Source organism: Streptomyces sp. TLI_55 (assembly GCF_900206255.1).
Lineage (GTDB): Bacteria > Actinomycetota > Actinomycetes > Streptomycetales > Streptomycetaceae > Streptomyces > Streptomyces aquilus.
The window spans coordinates 1,583,250-1,601,708 of record NZ_OAOJ01000001.1; the positions used below are offsets into that span (position 1 = coordinate 1,583,250).

Annotated in this window: 14 protein-coding genes; 6 read left to right on the forward strand and 8 right to left on the reverse strand. The window is 71.0% G+C overall.

Annotated elements, in window-relative coordinates:
* Positions 1-28: 28 nt before the first annotated feature.
* Positions 29-1,072 (reverse strand): sugar-binding transcriptional regulator, encoded by a 1,044-nt coding sequence (locus CRP56_RS07365; protein WP_059196357.1) that lies wholly within the window; start codon positions 1,070-1,072, stop codon positions 29-31.
* 78 nt (positions 1,073-1,150) lie between these two features.
* Complete coding sequence (rpe, locus tag CRP56_RS07370; RefSeq protein WP_097261456.1) at positions 1,151-1,837, reverse strand: ribulose-phosphate 3-epimerase; 687 nt, start codon at positions 1,835-1,837, stop codon at positions 1,151-1,153.
* Between the two features lie 134 nt (positions 1,838-1,971).
* On the opposite strand from rpe, the gene CRP56_RS07375 reads away from it, so the two are divergent.
* Complete coding sequence (locus CRP56_RS07375; protein ID WP_097273805.1) at positions 1,972-4,113, forward strand: MMPL family transporter; 2,142 nt, start codon at positions 1,972-1,974, stop codon at positions 4,111-4,113.
* 91 nt (positions 4,114-4,204) lie between these two features.
* On the opposite strand, the gene CRP56_RS07380 is transcribed toward CRP56_RS07375, so the two are convergent.
* The gene (locus CRP56_RS07380) at positions 4,205-5,635 is read right to left on the reverse strand and encodes an RsmB/NOP family class I SAM-dependent RNA methyltransferase (protein ID WP_097261459.1); all 1,431 of its coding nucleotides are present in this window, start codon (positions 5,633-5,635) and stop codon (positions 4,205-4,207) included.
* Between the two features lie 64 nt (positions 5,636-5,699).
* Positions 5,700-6,632 carry a methionyl-tRNA formyltransferase gene (gene fmt / locus CRP56_RS07385; RefSeq protein WP_097261461.1) on the reverse strand — a complete coding sequence of 311 codons (933 nt, stop codon included), beginning with the start codon at positions 6,630-6,632 and terminating at the stop codon, positions 5,700-5,702.
* 267 nt (positions 6,633-6,899) lie between these two features.
* Here fmt and CRP56_RS07390 point away from each other — a divergent pair, with 267 nt between their 5' ends.
* Entirely contained in the window at positions 6,900-7,442 is a 543-nt protein-coding gene (locus tag CRP56_RS07390; RefSeq protein WP_059196362.1) for a hypothetical protein, read from the forward strand.
* A gap of 344 nt (positions 7,443-7,786) precedes the next feature.
* Here the strand turns inward: CRP56_RS07390 and CRP56_RS07395 are convergent, their stop codons facing one another.
* A complete protein-coding gene (locus tag CRP56_RS07395; protein ID WP_097273807.1) occupies positions 7,787-9,946 on the reverse strand; it encodes a primosomal protein N' in 2,160 nt (719 codons plus the stop codon).
* A gap of 294 nt (positions 9,947-10,240) precedes the next feature.
* On the opposite strand from CRP56_RS07395, the gene CRP56_RS07400 reads away from it, so the two are divergent.
* The 4 genes from CRP56_RS07400 to CRP56_RS07415 are packed head-to-tail and all read left to right on the forward strand — an operon-like array spanning position 10,241 to position 15,304.
* Positions 10,241-11,563 (forward strand): helix-turn-helix domain-containing protein, encoded by a 1,323-nt coding sequence (locus CRP56_RS07400; RefSeq protein WP_097261463.1) that lies wholly within the window; start codon positions 10,241-10,243, stop codon positions 11,561-11,563.
* A gap of 56 nt (positions 11,564-11,619) precedes the next feature.
* The gene (locus CRP56_RS07405; RefSeq protein ID WP_097261465.1) at positions 11,620-12,312 is read left to right on the forward strand and encodes a toll/interleukin-1 receptor domain-containing protein; all 693 of its coding nucleotides are present in this window, start codon (positions 11,620-11,622) and stop codon (positions 12,310-12,312) included.
* Positions 12,309-14,198 carry a hypothetical protein gene (locus CRP56_RS07410; protein WP_097261468.1) on the forward strand — a complete coding sequence of 630 codons (1,890 nt, stop codon included), beginning with the start codon at positions 12,309-12,311 and terminating at the stop codon, positions 14,196-14,198. The genes CRP56_RS07405 and CRP56_RS07410 overlap by 4 nt, the downstream gene beginning before the upstream one ends.
* On the forward strand, positions 14,195-15,304 hold the full coding sequence (locus tag CRP56_RS07415) for a hypothetical protein (RefSeq protein WP_097261470.1): 1,110 nt from the start codon (positions 14,195-14,197) through the stop codon (positions 15,302-15,304). The genes CRP56_RS07410 and CRP56_RS07415 overlap by 4 nt, the downstream gene beginning before the upstream one ends.
* Before the next feature lie 65 nt (positions 15,305-15,369).
* On the opposite strand, the gene metK is transcribed toward CRP56_RS07415, so the two are convergent.
* The 3 genes from metK to rpoZ form a co-directional block, all read right to left on the reverse strand.
* Entirely contained in the window at positions 15,370-16,578 is a 1,209-nt protein-coding gene (gene metK / locus CRP56_RS07420; RefSeq protein ID WP_097261472.1) for a methionine adenosyltransferase, read from the reverse strand.
* 239 nt (positions 16,579-16,817) lie between these two features.
* Positions 16,818-18,020 carry a bifunctional phosphopantothenoylcysteine decarboxylase/phosphopantothenate--cysteine ligase CoaBC gene (gene coaBC, locus CRP56_RS07425; protein WP_097273809.1) on the reverse strand — a complete coding sequence of 401 codons (1,203 nt, stop codon included), beginning with the start codon at positions 18,018-18,020 and terminating at the stop codon, positions 16,818-16,820.
* 143 nt (positions 18,021-18,163) lie between these two features.
* Positions 18,164-18,436, reverse strand: coding sequence for a DNA-directed RNA polymerase subunit omega (gene rpoZ / locus CRP56_RS07430; RefSeq protein ID WP_003982715.1), 273 nt, complete (start codon positions 18,434-18,436; stop codon positions 18,164-18,166).
* Positions 18,437-18,459: the final 23 nt, after the last annotated feature.

Consider the following 18,459-nt stretch of genomic DNA (forward strand, 5'->3'; position numbering starts at 1 on the left):
GCCACGGCCGCCCACCCTCGACCTTCCGTCAGAGGCCGTCCGGGTCAGCCCGGTTCAGCGCGGGCTTCGGCGTCGGCCCCGCCGCCATCAGCACATCGGCGGCGGACGTGTCCGTGACGAGGCTGGTGACGAGACCGGAGCGCAGCACCGCGTCGATCGCCATGGCCTTGCGGGCCCCGCCCGCGATCGCGACGACCTCGGGGATCCGGCGGAGCTGATCGGCCTTCACGGTGATGCACCGCTCGCCCAGGTCCCGGCCCACCCGGCGCCCCTGGGCGTCGAAGAGGTGCGCGGACATCTCGGCGGCGACGCCGAGGGAGGCGTAGTGCGCCCGCTCCTCGTCGCTCAGCATGTCGTGCACCGTGGAGATGCCCGGCTCCCAGGAGCCGATCGACACACAGGCGACGGTCACCTTGTCGAAGTACTCGAATGCGCGCGCGATCCCGGTCTGGTTGCGCAGCGCCGCCGCGGTGGCCGCGTCCGGCAACAGCATCGGCGCGTAGATGGGGTGGGCGTCCCCGCCCGACACCTGGGCCGCACGCCGTACCGCCTCCACCGAGCCACGCTCGGCGGTCCCGGCGTCGTACACGCCCGTCAGCTGCACCACCGTGCAGGGCGGCAGCCGGTCGAGGGCGGCCGCCATGTGGATGGTGGACCGGCCCCAGGCGAGCCCCAGGACGTCGCCCTCGTTGACGAGCTCGCCGAGCAGGTCGGCGGCCGTCTCGCCGAGGTTCTCGGGGTCGGGTGACTCCTCGGCGTCCGCCGGGGACTCCACCACGACGGCGTGCCTGAGGCCGTACCGGGCGCGCAGCGCGTCCGAGCGCTCGGCGTCCAGCTCGGCCGGGACGCGGATCTCGATACGCACGAGATCCCGCTCGAGGGCGGTCTCCAGGACCCGGGCCACCTTGAAGCGGCTCACGCCGAACTCCTCGGCGATCTGGATCTTCGATTTGCCCTCGAGGTAGAAGCGGCGGGCCATGGCCGCCGCCTGCACCAGCTCAGCGGGTCCCATCCGCATGGCTGACCGGCCCGCCGACATACCCGACACGGCCATCTCCTCACTGCTGTTCACACTCTGGATTCGCCGTTCATCCTTGCAGATCCGGCGGACTTGATCAGCCCTGATGGGAGCCGTTCACGTTCCTGTGGCTCAGTGGCCGCATGCCCAGCTCGCCTTGGCGGTGGCCCCTTCCGCTTGGTTGCGCAGTGCACGTACCGCTTCGGCCGGGTCGGACGCGTTGTAGACGGCCGATCCGGCGACGAAGACGTCCGCTCCGGCGTCGGCACACCGCTCGATGGTGGAGGCCGCGACCCCGCCGTCGACCTGGAGCCACAGTTCGAGGCCGTGCTTGCTGATCAACTCGCGGGTGCGGCGGATCTTCGGCAGCATGATGTCGAGAAACGTCTGTCCCCCGAAGCCCGGCTCCACGGTCATGATCAGCAGCATGTCGAGCTCGGGGAGCAGATCCTCGTACGGCTCGATGGGCGTCGCGGGCTTCAGTGCCATGGAGGCGCGGGCGCCCTTGGCACGGATCTCCCGGGCGAGCCGGACGGGGGCGGCGGCCGCCTCGACGTGGAAGGTAACGGAGCCGGCCCCCGCCTCGACGTACTGGGGCGCCCACCGATCGGGGGCCTCGATCATCAGATGGCAGTCCAGCGGGGTGTCCGTCGCACGGGCCAGCGACTCTACGACCGGCACGCCGAGCGTGAGGTTCGGGACGAAATGGTTGTCCATGACGTCGACGTGGAGCCAGTCGGCTCCCTCCACCGCCTTCGCCTCGTCCGCGAGGCGGGCGAAGTCTGCGGACAGGATGCTGGGGTTGATCTGCACGGCCATGGCCCAAGCCTCCCACGTCCGGGCACGAATGTTCGCGCCGGTCCGGACCCAAGCCGTTCATCGGATGTCGCTCCGGGACGATACGTGCCATATTGGTCCGCCGACTGTGCGGGCGAGCGGCTGCGGGGGTGGCCATGACCGAGAACCGGGGCATCGCACATCTGGTGTGCGGGCGGCGGGCCAAGTGGGTCGTGCTGGTGCTGTGGCTGGTGCTGCTCTTCCTGACGGCACCCCTCGCCTCCAAGCTCACCGACGCCCAGGACAACGACGCCGCCTCCTGGCTGCCCGGCTCCGCCGAGTCCACCCAAGTCCTCCAGATCTCCGAGAACTTCAGGCCCGAGCAGATCCCCGCGGTCGTCATCTACGCGCGCGAGAGCGGCCTCACGACCCAGGACAAGGCACAGATCCAGGAGGACGCCCGGCAGCTCAAGGAGCTCCGCGACCACGGCGTCCGCGGCGCCGAGACCCGCGGCCCGGCCTACGACCGTGAGACGAACCCGCGCGCGGCACAGATCTACATCCCCATCACCCAGGACGAGAAGGGCTGGGAGGAGATCGCCCCCGCGGTCGACTCCATCCGGGACATCACCGGCAAGGGCGGCGCCGGCCTCGCCGTGCACATCACGGGCCCGGGCGGCACCTCCGCGGACTTCTCCAAGGCCTTCGAGGGCATCGACTCCACGCTGCTGCTGGCGGCGATGGGCGTGGTGATCGTGATGCTCCTGATCACCTACCGCAGCCCGACCCTCCTGGTCGTCCCCCTGCTGTCGGTGATCGCGGCCCTGTTCACCGCGCAGGCCTTCATCTACCTGCTGGCGCAACACGCGGGCCTGACGGTCAACGGCCAGAGCGCGGGGATCCTCACGGTCCTCGTCTTCGGCGCGGGGACGGACTACGCCCTGCTCCTGGTGGCCCGCTACCGGGAAGAGCTACGACGCCACGAGGACCGCCACGAGGCCATGGCCCTGGCGCTGCACCGGGCGGGCCCGGCGGTGATCGCGTCCGGCGCCACGGTCGTCCTGAGCATGCTGGTGCTGCTGGCCGCCGAGATGAACTCGACGCGAGGCCTCGGACCGGTCGCCGCGATCGGCGTCGCGGTCGCGCTGCTGGCGATGATGACCCTGTTCCCCGCCCTGCTGGTGATCTGCGGCCGCTGGATCTTCTGGCCGGCGATCCCGCACTTCGGTTCGGCCGACCCCACGGAACGCGGCATCTGGGCGCGCACCGGACGCCGTATCGCCCGCCGCCCCCGCATGATCTGGGGCGTCACGGCGCTGGCCCTGGCGATCTGCTCCCTGGGCCTGATCCAGTTGCGCGCGGAGGGCATCAGCAACGCGGACGCGTTCACCGGCAAACCGGACTCGATCGTCGGCCAGGAGGTCTCCGCGCGGTACTTCCCGGCGGGCAGCGGCGACCCCTTGGTCATCGTCAGCAACCAGGCGCAGGCACGGCAGGTGGGCGAGGCGGTGGCCGGCACCCGAGGCGTCGTCCCCGCCTCACTGGGCCTGCCCCCGGGCGCGAAACCGTCGTACGACGGCAAGGTGCTCTTCGAGGCCACGATGACGGCCCCGTCCGACAGCGAGGCCGCCAAGCAGACGGTCGAACGCGTCCGTGACGCCGTCCACGCGATCCCGGACGCCGACGCCCAGGTGGGCGGCGGTACGGCGGCCCTGCTCGACATGGACAAGGCCACCGCTCATGACAACGAGCTGATCATCCCGCTCGTCCTGGTCGTGGTCATGCTGATCCTGTGCGCCCTGCTGCGGGCCCTGATCGCCCCGCTGCTGCTGATCGGCACGGTGATCCTGTCGTTCGCGGCGGCCCTGGGGCTCAGCGCGCTCGCGTTCAGGCACGTGTTCGACTACGCGGGCGAGTCGACGGACTTCCCCTTGTTCGTCTTCGTCTTCCTGGTCGCCCTCGGCATCGACTACAACATCTTCCTCACGACCCGCATCCGCGAGGAGGCCGCCCGCCAGGGCACCCGCCCCGGCGTGGTGACCGGCCTCGCGGCAACCGGCGCGGTGATCACCTCGGCGGGCCTGGTCCTGGCCGGCACCTTCGCCGCCCTGGGCACCCTCCCGATGGTCGCCTTCGCGGAGATCGGCTTCGCGGTGGCCCTGGGCATCATCCTGGACACGTTCGTGGTGCGGTCGGTGCTGGTGACGTCCTTGTTCCTGGACGCGGGGTCGAAGGTGTGGTGGCCACACCGGCTGTCGAAGGAAGACGGAGCCGAGATGCCGGCGCCTGAGGAGACGACGGTGGGACAACGCCCTTAGGGGCGCGGGGAACTGCGCGCCAAGCCACATCGAACCCGCACCGACCCGACGGCCCGACCCCCTACGGCGCTGCCTTCCTACGGCTGTCGTCCTACGGCGCTGTCTTCCGAATCAGCACCAAATACATCGCATCGGTCCCATGCAGATGCGGCCACAACTGCACATCAGGCCCCTCACCAAGATCCGACACCCCCGGCAACAAAGGCCGCGCATCGATCAACTCGGCATCCGGCACCTGCTTGAGCACGTCCTGCACAACGGCCCGAGTCTCAGCAAGGTGAGGCGAGCACGTGGCGTACCCGACCACACCCCCCACCCGCACGGAGTCGAGCGCGGTCCGCAACAGCCCCCGCTGCAACGGCCCGAACCCCTCGAGATCCTCAGGCCGCCGACGCCACCGCGCCTCGGGCCGCCGCCGCAACGCCCCCAGCCCGGTGCACGGCACATCCACCAGCGCCCGGTCGAAACTCCCGGCCCGCCACGGCGGCTGCGTCCCGTCCGCTGCGATGACCTGGTACGGCCCGGGATTACCGGCCAACGCCTTGGCCACGAGCCCCGCCCGATGCGGCTGCTTCTCGGAGGCGAGCAGCATGGCCCCCCGCTCAGCGGCCAGTGCACCGAGCAGCGCGGCCTTGCCTCCCGGCCCGGCACACCCGTCGAGCCACTTCTCGTCCGGCCCGTCGAGCGGCGCGTTGGCCAGGGCGATGGCCACCAACTGGCTGCCCTCGTCCTGCACCCCGGCCCGCCCGTCCCGCACGGCCTCGATGGCGCCGGGCTCGCCGCCCTCGGCCAGCCGTACGGCATACGGCGACCAGCGCCCGGTGACGGCGGCCTCCTCCCGCAGCAGTTCCTCGGTGGTGGCCCGCCCGGGCCGGGCGACGAGCGTCACCTCGGGCCGCTCGTTGTCGGCGGCGAGCAGCGCCTCGATGCCGGCGCGCCCGCCCCCTAGGGAGTCCCACAGCGCGGACACGACCCACCGCGGATGCGAGTGCACGACGGCGAGATGGTCCTCGGGATCGTCGTCGTAGGGCGGCGCGACCTTGGCGATCCACCCGTCCAGATCGTCCTGCGCGACCTTCCGCAGCACGGCGTTGACGAACTTGGCCCGCCCGTCCCCGAGCACCACCCGCGCCAGCTCGACGGAGGCGGACACGGCGGCGTGGGTCGGGATGCGCGTCCCGAGCAGCTGATGCACCCCGAGGCTCAGCACGTCCAGCACCGGCGGGTCGACCTCACGGAGCGGCCGGTCGATGCACGCGGAGATGACGGCGTCGTACGTCCCCTGCCGGCGCAGCGTCCCGTAGACCAGCTCGGTGGCGAGCGCGGCGTCACGCCCGTCGAACTTGTCGGGGCCCTCCTTCTCCCGCGCCTTGCGCAGCAGGGGCGGGAGTACGAGGTTGGCGTACGCGTCCCGCTCGTCCACGGCCCGCAGGGCCTCGAAGGCGAGGATGCGGACGGGGTCCTTCTTGGGCCGACGGTAGGGCTTGCCGGACGTGCCGGGCCGACGGGGCTGGTCGCTCACGAAAAAGGTGCTCCGGATGTGTGGAAGGAATACGCACCAAGCGTACGTCCCCCACGTCAGCGCGCTAGCGGCCGACGACCTCTCCCTCACCGATGCGCACCCCGCGCGCCCAGTCGGCGGCCCGCATCGGCTTCTTGCCCTGGGCCTGCACCCACAGCAGCTCGACGGCGTAGGAGCCGGTGCCGACATGGACGCTGTTCTTGCCGACGGCCAGCTGTCCCGGCGCGAGGTCGGTCCGCTCGGGCACGGGTGTGACCTGGATGAGCTTGAGCCGCTCGCCCCGGAAGACGGTCCAGGCACCGGGAGCGGGCGTGCACCCGCGCACGACGCGGTCGACGCGCAGCGCCGGGGTGGCCCAGTCCACCTGCGCGTCCTCGACGGTGATCTTCGGCGCGAGCGTGATGCCGTCGTTCGGCTGCGGTACGGCCTTCAGGGTGCCGTCCTCGATGCCGTCCATGGTCGCGGCGAGCAGCCCGGCGCCGGCGAAGGCGAGCCGGGTGAGCAGGTCACCGCTGGTGTCGGTGGCGCGGATCTCCTCGGTGACCGTGCCGTAGACGGGCCCGGAGTCGAGCCCCTCCTCGATGAGGAAGGTGGAGGCACCGGTGATCTCGTCGCCCGCCATGATGGAGTGCTGCACGGGCGCGGCCCCACGCCACGCGGGCAGCAGCGAGAAGTGCAGGTTGACCCAGCCGTGTGTGGGGACGTCGAGGGCGACGCGGGGCAGCAGGGCGCCGTAGGCGACGACAGGGCAGCAGTCGGGCGCGATCTGCCTCAACCGCTCCAGAAACTCCGGGTCCCGCGGCTTGAGGGGCTTCAGCACCTCGATGCCCGCCTCCTCCGCCCGCTCCGCGACCGGGCTCGCGACCATCCTCCGGCCACGCCCGGCGGGGGCGTCGGGCCGCGTGACGACAGCGGCCACCTCGTGCCGCCCGGAGGCGATGAGGGCGTCCAGGGCGGGAACGGCGACTTCGGGAGTACCGGCGAAGACGAGCTTCATGGGTGGGTTGGGGCCTCTCGGGCGAGCGGATGACCGGGCAGCGCCCCAGTCTATGACCGCGGACGCGAACCCGCCGACGGTGAAGACCCCTACGGCGGTGCCCGCACCCTGCGAGGCGCGAACCGCCCCTCCCCGGCGCACGCATATGCCACCACGCCCCCACTGCGTGACCAGCGGAGCGCAAACGCGTTGGTCAAGAAAGAGTTGACCACAACGGGCCGCACTTGCGGCCCGATCCTTTTCAACGCCGGTTCGAGAGGCTTGTTCATGGCCGACCACGCAACCCACGACGCCCAGGCTCGGGCCAGCCTGCACTTGCTGGTGCGGGACATCGAGCGGGTCCGCCGGCAGGTGGACGCGTTGCGCACGCTCACCGCCCAGTTGGGCAACGTCTACCGCCCGCGCCGCTCCGGCCCCTCCACGGGCTTCGTCGTCTACGGACGCGCCCCCGCTCCGACCGTGCGCCTCGCACAGGAACTGCGGGACAGTGTCGAGACCCTGGTCACGGCCGCGGTCGACTTCGACCGCTCGCTGGGCTTCTCCTGGGACGCGGTGGGCTCGGCACTCGGCGTCACCAAGCAGGCGGTGCACCGCCGTTACGGCGCACGGCGCGCCGCGGCCCAGGCGACGGCCGAGGCCGAGCGGGCGACGGACACGTCGACGACCCGCACGGTGGGCGTCAACACCGGTATGCCCACGATGCCGACTGTCCCCGCGGCCCGCTCCATGCCGACCCAGCCGACGGCCGGCAGCCCGGCCCTACGCGAAGAGGTAAGACCCACAGCCTTCCCGGGCCCCCGCAACGGCTGACCCCACCCCACATCCCCTGCCCTCCCGCCCCCTCGGGAGGGCAGCCGCATACCTGCCCCCACCCGCGCCCCTCGCACACCGCCCGCACCCCGCCCAACCCACGGCACACCCACCGGACACTACGAACGGCTCGCACAACTCACAGCTCACCCAACCCGCCCCGCCCCGCACCCCGCACCCGACACCCGCCGACGAAACCCGCACACGCCGACACCGCTCAACCCCCACAAGGGCCACCCGCACCCGACAACGAAACCCGCACGGGCGATGCGGGTGGGAACCCCCAAACCCGGCCGAAGGCCGGGTGCCCCACCACCAACCCGCACCCAGCAAGCAAACAACCGTCACCCAATATCCGGCGGATCAACCCGCACCCGAACAGCAACCTCCCCCCCAGCCCCTCCACGAGCCATCCGCGCAGCCTGCGCAGCCTTGAGCGCAGCAGCCAACGCCGCCCCCCTCCCCGGCGGCACCCGAATCAACGCCCGCTCCCACCGCTCCCCCACCGGCGGCGCCCCCACCCGCCGAGCCCCCCGAACAGCCGTCACCGGCAACGGCACAGGCCCCAACACCTCAGCCTCCCCCGGCAGTTCCACCGCCCCCAGAAACGCCGCCACCCCCTCCGGCGGCCCGGAAACCGCCGCCATCCGCGACACCGGCGGAAACCCCAACTCGGCCCGCTCGGACAGCTCCCGCACCGCATGCCCGACGGGATCCCACCGCACCAACGCCTGCACAGGCCGCAACGTCGGCTCGGCGACAACGACCACGGTCCCCCCAGCCCCCTGCGGCCGCACCAACGCCGCCGCCGCGATCCACCGCCGCAACGCATCCTCACCGGCCCGCAGATCAGGCCGCCCGAGCATGGCCCACCCGTCCAAGAGCAGGGCCGCCGCATACCCGCCCTCGGCGACCGGCTCGGCCCCCGGCGTACTCACCACCAGCGCAGGCGCCCCAGGAACGGTGTCCAACACATGCTCCCGCCCGGACGTCCGCACCGGCACCGCGGGAAACGCCCGCCCCAACTCCTCCGCGGTCCGCCGGGCCCCCACGACCTGCGCCCGCAGCCGAAAGCCACCACACTCAGGGCAGTGCCAGGCCGCTTCTTCCTGCCCGCACCACCCACACCGCAGTGCCTCCACACCCTCCTGCCCCTCCAAGGGCCCCGAACAGTGCCGACACCGAGCAGGCGCCCGGCAGTTGGCACAGGCCATCCGCGGCACGTACCCACGCCGAGGCACCTGCACAAGCACCGGCCCCTGCCGCAACCCGTCCCGAACGGCCTGCCAGGCGAGCGTCGGCAACCGAGCCGCCCGGGCGGCCTCATCCCGCGCGAGGTCCCCGTCTCCCACAGTCCGTACCAGCGGCGCAGCCCCCCGCACCTGCTCGCGCGATGCGACGAGCGGCCGCGCCCACCCGCTCTCGACGAGCTGCGCCGCCTCCACGGTGCAACTCCAGCTCCCCAGCAGGAACCCGCACTTGTCCTGAGCGGCCCGCAGCAACAACACTTCCCGCGCATGGGGCTGCGGCGCATGCGGCTCGCTGTGGCTGTCGTCCCCGTCGTCCCACAACACGACCAGCCCAAGATCCCGCACGGGAGCGAACATGGCGGCCCGAGTCCCCACCACGGCCCGCACACTGCCCCGCCGCACCGCGAGCCACTCCCGGTACCGTTTCTCGGGCCCGGCATCGGCGGTGAGCACGGCATGCCGCCCTTCCCCCAGCAACGCGGTCAGCGCGGCATCGACACGCGCGACGGCCCGCCCGTCGGGCACGACGACGAGCACCCCACGCCCCGAGGCCAGCGTCGCACCGACGACCCGAGCGATCTCCTCGCTCCACTCACCCCCAGGAAGCGCATTCCACACAGCCCGCGGCGCACCCCCGCTCGCCAGCGCCTCCAGAAACGCGCCCCCATGCTCGTACCGCGCCCAGGACCCCACCTCGGGCACCGCAGGCGGCGGCATCGGCGCAGGAGAGGGCCGCTGCTCGGCCCGCGCACTGCGCGGCGGCACGGCGAGTTGCAGCACATCGGCAAGGCTCCCGGCATACCGATCGGCGACAGCACGGGCCAGCCCGAGCAACTCCTCACTCAGCACAGGCTCAGGCGAGACGACCTGCGCCAAGGCAGCCAGCGGCCCCGAGTAATCCGTCTCGGCGACCCGCTCGACAAGAAACCCGTCGATCAGCCCCCCACCCTCACGCCGCCCGTCCCGCACGCGCCCCCGCCCGGCCCCGAACCGCACCCTCACCCGCACCCCGGGCTGAGCCTCGGCGTCGAGCTCCTCCGGCACGGCGTAGTCGAAGTACCGATCCAGATGCAGCACGCCTTTGTCGACCAGCACCCGAGCGACAGGCAGCTCCTTCGCGAGCGCGGCCCCCCGCCAGGTCCGCGGCTTCGCCCGCGGCACCTCGGCCTTCCGCACACTCTCCCGAATCAACGCAAGCTGCTCAGGCGGCGCCCCCTCACCCCGCCCACCATCCCGCTCATCTCCGCTGCTCACGCAAGCATTCTTACCAAACCCCACTGACATCCGACCGAGCCCAGCCCTCCGGCGACCGCCCGTCCACTTCTTCGCGGAGATCACCGTCAGCCGGCCGCGCAAGTCCGCGCCACCGGCCATTTCCCCCGTCGATTCAGCCTCAGTGCACGCGCACGCGTTGCTCGTGCCACCGCACTCGGTATCAGAACTGGAAACGGGAAACTCAGCCGACCGCCTTGCCCGAGCCACGCACCCGGCCGACGCTGAGGGGACCGGACGCCCGGGCATCGGCGTCGTCGGCACGAGGGGGGCCAGGTGCTGGAGCAGCCGCATGGGTTCGGGGCCGAGTTACGCCGACTCCGCATCGAGGCCGGGCTCACTCTCACGCAGCTCGCGGCGACGGTGCACTACAGCAAGGGCCAGCTCAGCAAGATCGAAACAGGACGCAAGCAGGCCGGCGTCGAACTGGCCCGCCTCTGCGACGCCGCGCTCGATGCGGGAGGCCGACTGGCCGCCTTGGTCCCCACCGAACCCGCACGCAGACGCACTGGCCGCCGTACAGACGACTCATGCGAGTCCCTGGCAGCGCCGCCCTTGTGGCCCACCCTGGAGGAATCCGAGCCCACCGCGCTCCATGGGTCTTCACCCCCGTCCCGCAGGCAGGTCATCGCTGTGGGAGCCGCCTCGGTCCTCGCCGTCGGCGCCTCGGAACCGCCGCCGACCACCGCCGGGCAGCCCGGCCTCGTTGACGACACCCTGCTGGGCACCTACCGGACGCTGCTCAGCCACTACCGCCGTATCGGACAGATGTCGCCCCCGGACGTTCTCGTCCCGGTCCTGGCCGAGCAGACCCGCGCCCTGACCTCGCTGGCCACCCGCACAGGCTCCCGGACCGGCCGCGAGCTGCTCGCCCTGGCCGCGCGCTTCGCCGAGTACACGGGGTGGCTGGCGCAGGAGACAGGCGACGAGGGCGCCGCGCTGCGCTGGACGGCGCACGCCGTGGAACTCGCCGCCGCGTCAGGAGACGAGGACCTGGCCTCGTACGCCCTCGTACGACGAGCCCTGATCACGTACTACCGGGGCGAGGCCGCCGACACCATCGCCCTCGCCGAAGGCGCCCGCGCCGGAGTCCTGCCCCCACGCATCCGCGGCCTGGCGGCCCAGCGCGCCGCGCAGGGGCACGCCATCGCCGGCGATCACGGTGCCTGTATGCGCGGCCTCGACCAGGCCCGCGTGCTCCTCGGCAAGGAACCCGGCCCGGCCGGGGTTCCGATCCTGGGCCCGACGCACCTGAGCGACCCCGTCTCCATGATCACCGGATGGTGTCTGGTGGACCTCGGCAGGCCACAGGCGGGGGCCCAGATCCTGGACCAGGAGTGCGCCCGCGTGCCGGCGGGTTCCTGGCGCACCGAGGTCCGCTACGGCGTCCGACGCGCCCTCGCCCACGCGCTGGCCGGCGAGATCGACCACGCCTGCGAACTGACCGGCAGGCTCCTCCCCCTGACCGCGAACGTCGCCTCGGCCACCGTCAGAACGGACCTACGCCGCCTGGCCCGCACCCTGGCCCGCCACCCCCGCAACCAGTCCTACCTGGCCATCGCCGCACCACTCACGGCGGCCCTGGCCCCGGCAGCCTAGCTCCAGGGTCGCCGCACGTCCCCGACAAACCGTCCAGCAGAGAGGTCGATCTCGTCATGCCCGATGTCTTCGTCAACTACCGCTCCGGCGACGGCGACCAGGCCGCAGCCACCATCGAAGAGGCGCTCTCCCACCGCTTCGGCACAGACCGGATCTACCGTGCCAGCAAGTCGATCGCGCCTGGTGAACCCTTCGACTCCGATCTGATCCGCGGCGTCCGCCGCAGCGGCGTGCTCCTCGCTCTCATCGGCCCGGGCTGGGCCGAGCACCCTGCCCTCGGCAAGGACTCCGACTGGGTGAGCCGCGAGATCCAGGAGGCGTTTCTCTGCGACATCCGGGTCATCCCCGTTCTGATCGGCCGCAGGACCGAGCGTCCCGTCCGGGACGACCTGCCCAGGCCTCTGCAGAAACTCGCGGACTGCCAGAGCCTGCGCTACGACGACCGGAACAAGGAGTACGACCTGAAGCAGCTCGGCGACTGGCTCGCCCGGCTGGTGCCGGAACTCGCCGAAGCCGACCGTGAACCCCCGCTGACCCCCGAACCCGGGGCAGGCACACACAACACGGCAGGTGACGTCCGCGGTTCCTCGGTCCAGACCGGAACGTTCAGCGGTGGCGTCGTCCACATCGGGCCCAGCAAACGCAGCGTGCGGATGGGCGACGGCGGCAACTACGTCGAGGGCGACAACAGCGGAGGCATCCACCAGACGTTCCGCCGCGACCGGCGCCAGGAGGGCGACGGAAGGTGAACACCCAATACGGGGACGTCTACAACTACAACGCAGGGGCGCAGTTCCTCGCCACACCGCCCGTCACGCCCCGCCGCGTGGCGGAGGACCAACTCATCGCGCTGCAACGCCAGTTCGCGCGACCGCCCGGCATCAACGCCGCGTTCGACGTCCTGCGCCGCGAGCACACCGTCATCGTGGAAGGCGCTCCAGGCACCGGCAGAAGCGCGGCGGCCCAGGTCCTGCTGTGCGAACTCCCCCGCGACCACGGCACGTACCACGAACTCACTCCGGAGAAGCCGGAGTCGGGCTCGGGTCGGTGGCTCGCCCTCGACCTCATCGGCTCACAGGACCGCATGCTGCTCGATCTGTCCAGGGCGGACGCCGAGACCTGGCACGCCGTGCAGGCAGAACTGTCCGACTTCCGCCACGAATTGATCAGCAAGCGCGCGTTCCTCGCCATCGTCCTGCCGCACGCGGCCATGGACCCCCTCTCCTCCCACTTCGCCCATCTCAGGAAGGAGATCGGCCGCCCGGACGCCGTGGAGGCACTCACCCGTCACCTACGGCTGCTCGGCGTGGACGAATGGGTGCGCCGCGACACACCGCAAGCCCTGCAGACGTACCTCAATACCGATCCGTCGATGCTCGAACTGGCCCGGCTGGCTGAGCGCATCGCGTCCCTGCGCGGTCCCGGCGACTTCGCCTCGTGGTGCGAGCAGGCCCTCTCCGCCCAGACGGACCGCGCCGACGAGGTCGCCCTCCTGGTCCCGCGCCTGGAGGAAGGACGCGAGCGTGCCCTGCTGCTCGCCTCGGCCTTGCTGCACCGCGCTCGCTCCGAAGCGGTCTACAGAGGCACGAACGAGCTGGTGAAGGTGGCCGGTTCGGCACACGACGAGCGACCGCTGCTGGAGCACCGAGGTCTGTCCGACCGCCTCCAGGCGGCGAATGCCCGACTCGGCCCGGATGGCCGCGTCCACTTCCCCAGCCCTGGTTTCGCGGAGGCGGCACGCCACTACTTCTGGACCGACCTCCCCGATGTCCGTGACCTGCTGAGCAAATGGATCCGCACGGCCGTCAGGCTGCGCGAACTTGATCCGGCTGATCGAGGCGCACTCGTCGAACGCTTCACGGATCTGTGTGTGCAGACAGGCGAGTTCGGCCGACTGGACGAGTTGGTCAGGGCATGGACCTCTGAATCGGCACGGCCGAGCGAGGTCCAGGCCGCCGCCCACCTCCTCAAACGAGGCGTAGAGAACGAGCGGTCGGGCGGTGAGTTCCGCGCCATGATCTACGGCTGGAGCACCTCACACATCACAGCCAGCCTCCGCGCGGTGCTGGCCGAGGTCTGCGAGAAGGTGATGTCGGTCCATCACCCGGAACCCGCCCTCGTACGACTCCACCACCTCGCCCGCCTGGAGTCGCCCCCAGGTGTGGCTCGCGATGCGCTCCTCCGTTACGTCGACGGGGACCGACGGCTCCAGCGCCGACTGCTGGCGCGGCTGGCAACGACGCAGTCCTCACGCCATCACCGTGCCGACGCGGACCTGTTCCTCAGCCTTCCGACGCTCCCGTCCGACTTCCTTCTCACTCCCGCGACCCGGGAATGGCTCACCCTCTGCTGGCGGTCGGCCTTCTCGCTGACCGCCTCGGAGCAATGGGCCGCCTGTGCCGCACGCTGGCTGTCCACGGCTGACGAGGCCACCGCCCCGGCGCTCATCGACGCCACCGTCACCGTCCTCGTCGACGCGTCCGACCTGCGCTACCCGATCCTGACCCGGATCTACGCCGAGGCCCGCCGCGCCGTGTCTCCCCGGCTCGCCGCTCTTTTGCTCGACACCATCACCGCCGCGCAGCGCAAGCACTTCGACCAGCGGCCACCCGACCTGGAGGTAACTTCCTCATGACATCCGGCCAGAAGACCGTCACGGCCTTCCTCAGCCTGATCACCGGCCTGCTGGTCGTCATACTCGGCCTGTGCCTGGACTTGGCTCCGTGGATGTGGATCGCCGCCCTTGTGCTGCTGTCCGGCCTGTGGGCGGTCGTGGCCTACTCCGCGACTCGCACCCGTCGGAGCGACCCCTTCCCACCCGGTTCGCTGATCGACCTGCCGGCTCCTCCGCCGGTGGAACGCCAGGAGCTGTTCATCAGCCGTGTGCCCCTGCCGAGTCTTCTCGACGACTACGACCTCCTCATGTCCGCGCGGGTTCGCTGGTGCCCGGTGGAGCCACTGGCGAACGAGCAGCTGATCAATCCGGGTGCGCTGGCCACGGAATGCGTCCTCGCACGGGCACGTGCGATCACCGCGGGTCTGCCGCCCTTCCGAAGTTCGCTCGTGCAGCATCAGCTCAGCGCCGCTCTGGGCGTCATGGCGCCGGACTCCGGGGAGCACGTGCTCGCGATGGCGCTGGACGTCGAGCTGACCCTCAAGGACGAGGATCAGGAACGCCTCGACCGGTTGGCGGCGATCCGCAAGGACGAGGCCGTGTGGGAACACCAGCGCAAGTACGAGCAGAACAAGCGCGAGTACCTCGGCAACGACGTGTTGACGACAACAGGCAGCGCGGTCGTGTGGTGGCTGGCCAAGAACGACGACCATGTCGAGAAGACCGTCAAGGACATCGGCCTGCTGGCCCGCCTCTCGTCGGCGGCCAACGACCGGGAGGTCGACGAACCCTTCCGACACCTCGTCCCCGAGGCGTTCCCTCTCGCACCGGAGCGGAACTGGACGATGAACGTGCCCCACGCGGAAGAGCCGCCGCCCGAGCAGCCCGCCCCCTCGCACGCCGATGTGTTCGGTGACTTCTTCCGGAGGATGGGTTTCCGCCCTGGTGAGGATGAGGGCGCGCTCATCGCGGACCAGGTGGCGATGGCCGTGGCCTCCCGCGACGCGGTGACCGCCGAGGAGATACGCCGCCGCTTCGGCGTGCGCTCCATGGTGCCGCCCGCCAACGGCTCCGGCCCGGCCGCGCCGGCGGATCCGGAAGATCCGGAGGAAACGGACCACCTCTGAAACACGCCGAGGCCCGGCACCCCACAGGGATGCCGGGCCTCGAAAAACCCCGGGAAAGCCGAGCCTTACAGCCCCGCAGCCTTCCGCAGTGCCTCCACCCGGTCCGTCTTCTCCCACGTGAAGTCGGGCAGCTCGCGGCCGAAGTGGCCGTACGCCGCCGTCTGGGCGTAGATCGGGCGGAGCAGGTCGAGGTCGCGGATGATCGCGGCCGGGCGGAGGTCGAAGACCTCGTCGATGGCCTTCTCGATCTTCTCGGCCTCGACCTTGGCGGTGCCGAAGGTCTCGACGAAGAGACCGACCGGCTCGGCCTTGCCGATCGCGTACGCGACCTGCACCTCGCAGCGGGCGGCGAGACCCGCGGCGACGACGTTCTTGGCGACCCAGCGCATCGCGTACGCGGCGGAGCGGTCGACCTTGGACGGGTCCTTGCCGGAGAAGGCGCCGCCACCGTGGCGGGCCATGCCGCCGTAGGTGTCGATGATGATCTTGCGGCCGGTGAGGCCGGCGTCGCCCATCGGGCCGCCGATCTCGAAGCGGCCGGTCGGGTTGACCAGCAGGCGGTAGCCCTCGGTCTCCAGCTTGATGCCCTCGTCGAGGAGCGCCTTCAGCTCCGGCTCCACCACGAACTCGCGGATGTCGGGGGCCAGCAGGGACTCCAGGTCGATGTCCGACGCGTGCTGCGAGGAGACCACGACCGTGTCGAGGCGGACGGCCTTGTCACCGTCGTACTCGATGGTGACCTGCGTCTTGCCGTCGGGGCGCAGGTAGGGGATCGTGCCGTTCTTGCGGACCTCGGACAGACGGTTCGACAGACGGTGCGCCAGGAAGATCGGCAGCGGCATCAGCGTCGGCGTCTCGTCCGTCGCGTAGCCGAACATCAGGCCCTGGTCGCCGGCGCCCTGCTTGTCCAGCTCGTCCTCGTCGCCCTCGACGCGCGACTCGTAGGCGGTGTCGACGCCCTGGGCGATGTCGGGGGACTGCGAGCCGATCGACACGGACACGCCACAAGAAGCGCCGTCGAAGCCCTTCTTGGAGGAGTCGTAACCGATCTCGAGGATCTTGTCCCGCACCAGCTGCGGGATCGGGGCGTACGCCTTGGTGGTGACCTCACCGGCCACGTGCACCAGGCCGGTCGTGATCAGGGTCTCGACAGCGACCCGAGAAGTCGGGTCCTCGCGCAGGAGCGCGTCGAGAATGGTGTCGCTGATCTGGTCAGCGATCTTGTCGGGGTGACCCTCGGTCACGGACTCCGAGGTGAAGAGACGACGGGACACAACGCTCCCTGAGGTTGCAGCGGCTGCTGGCTGATCATTGGCGGACGGGACGGGGGCTGCGCCCGGCATCGTCCGAGAACAGTTTATCGGTCGCACTCGGCCACGGGCTCACCCGTCTCGATTCTCGGGGGCACTGTGACCTGCGGCACGGGCATTCTGCCCAATGTCGAGCGAGCTTGGCCAGGGGCGCCACGCCTCAAATACTGAGGTTCGAGTGTGCTGTGAAATGAATGCAACATTCAGCGCAGGCGCCCGGCCACCAGGTCCCACACGATTTCGGCCAACGCCTCCTTCGGTCCGTGCGGCACCGGCGTCTCGCTGCCGTCGGCGCCGAGCACTACCGCTTCGTTCTCCTCCGCCCCGAAAGTCTTGCGCTCCCCCACCTCGTTGACGACGAGGAAGTCGCAGCCCTTTCGGGCGAGTTTGGTGCGGCCGTTGGCCAGGACATCGTCCGTCTCGGCGGCGAAGCCGACGATCACCTGTCCGTCGCGGGCGCGGTCGGCCGAGATCTCGGCCAGGATGTCCGGATTGCGCACCAGCACGATCGGGTCCGGCTCCTTGCCGTCCTTCTTCTTGATCTTCCCGGTCGCATAGCTCTCGGGGCGGAAGTCCGCGACCGCCGCCGCCATGACGACCGCGTCGGCGTCCGCGGCCGCCTTCAGCACCGCCTCGCGCATCTGTACGGCGGTGCCGACCGGGACGACGTCGACGCCCGCCGGGTCCGGCAGGCCGGTGTTCGCGGCGACGAGGGTGACCCGGGCACCGCGCGCGGCGGCGGTGCGGGCGAGGGCGTACCCCTGCTTGCCGGAGGAGCGGTTGCCGAGGAAGCGGACCGGGTCGAGCGGCTCGCGGGTGCCGCCGGCGCTGACGACGACATGGCGGCCGGCGAGATCGGGCTCCCGCACTCCGCGCGCGAGGACCCGGCGGCACACCTCGAAGATCTCCCCGGGGTCGGGCAGCCGCCCCTTGCCGGTGTCGACGCCGGTGAGGCGCCCGACGTCGGGCTCGATGACGACGGCGCCGCGGCGGCGCAGTGTCGCGACGTTCTCCTGGGTGGCCGGGTGTTCCCACATCTCCGTGTGCATGGCCGGGGCGAAGACGACCGGACAGCGGGCGGTCAGGAGCGTGTTGGTGAGCAGGTCGTCCGCGAGGCCGTGGGCCGCCTTGGCGAGCATGTCGGCCGTCGCCGGGGCCACGACGACCAGGTCGGCGTGCTGGCCGATGCGGACGTGCGGCACCTCGTGGACGTCGTCCCACACCTCGGTGGAGACGGGGTGGCCGGACAGCGCGGACCAGGTCGCCGCGCCCACGAAGTGCAGCGCGGAGGCGGTGGGGACCACGCGCACGTCATGGCCCGACTCCGTCAGCCTCCGCAGCAGCTCACAGGCCTTGTAGGCGGCGATGCCACCGCTGACCCCCAGCACGACCCTCGGCTTGTCCACCAGGTCTCCCATCCCTCGAACCCAGGACTCCATCCTGCATCACAGTGGGGGACGACCCCCGCACCCCCGCACCCCCGAGCAGACCACAGGCCCGACAGTCGCGCTGCCGGGCCTGTGGAAAAGCAAACTGCAATCTGAAAGTACTACTGCGCCGGGCCCTCGACGGCCTCGGACGTCAGCAGACCCGCGTTGATCTCGCGGAGCGCGATCGAGAGCGGCTTCTCGTGGACGTGGGTGTCGACGAGCGGACCGACGTACTCGAGGAGGCCCTCGCCGAGCTGCGAGTAGTACGCGTTGATCTGACGGGCGCGCTTGGCCGCGTAGATCACGAGGCTGTACTTCGAGTCGGTGGCCTCGAGGAGCTCGTCGATCGGAGGGTTGATGATGCCCTCGGGCGCGGTGATGGAAGAGGACACGCTCTGCCTTCCGAAAGTTGGGA

What these genes read in the sequence shown, in the direction of transcription:
- rpe (WP_097261456.1), bottom strand. Translation starts at nt 1,837, where the DNA reads ATGGCCGTGCAGATCAACCCCAGCATCCTGTCCGCAGACTTCGCCCGC.
- CRP56_RS07375 (WP_097273805.1), top strand. Translation starts at nt 1,972, where the DNA reads ATGACCGAGAACCGGGGCATCGCACATCTGGTGTGCGGGCGGCGGGCC.
- fmt (WP_097261461.1), bottom strand. Translation starts at nt 6,632, where the DNA reads ATGAAGCTCGTCTTCGCCGGTACTCCCGAAGTCGCCGTTCCCGCCCTG.
- CRP56_RS07390 (WP_059196362.1), top strand. Translation starts at nt 6,900, where the DNA reads ATGGCCGACCACGCAACCCACGACGCCCAGGCTCGGGCCAGCCTGCAC.
- CRP56_RS07405 (WP_097261465.1), top strand. Translation starts at nt 11,620, where the DNA reads ATGCCCGATGTCTTCGTCAACTACCGCTCCGGCGACGGCGACCAGGCC.
- CRP56_RS07415 (WP_097261470.1), top strand. Translation starts at nt 14,195, where the DNA reads ATGACATCCGGCCAGAAGACCGTCACGGCCTTCCTCAGCCTGATCACC.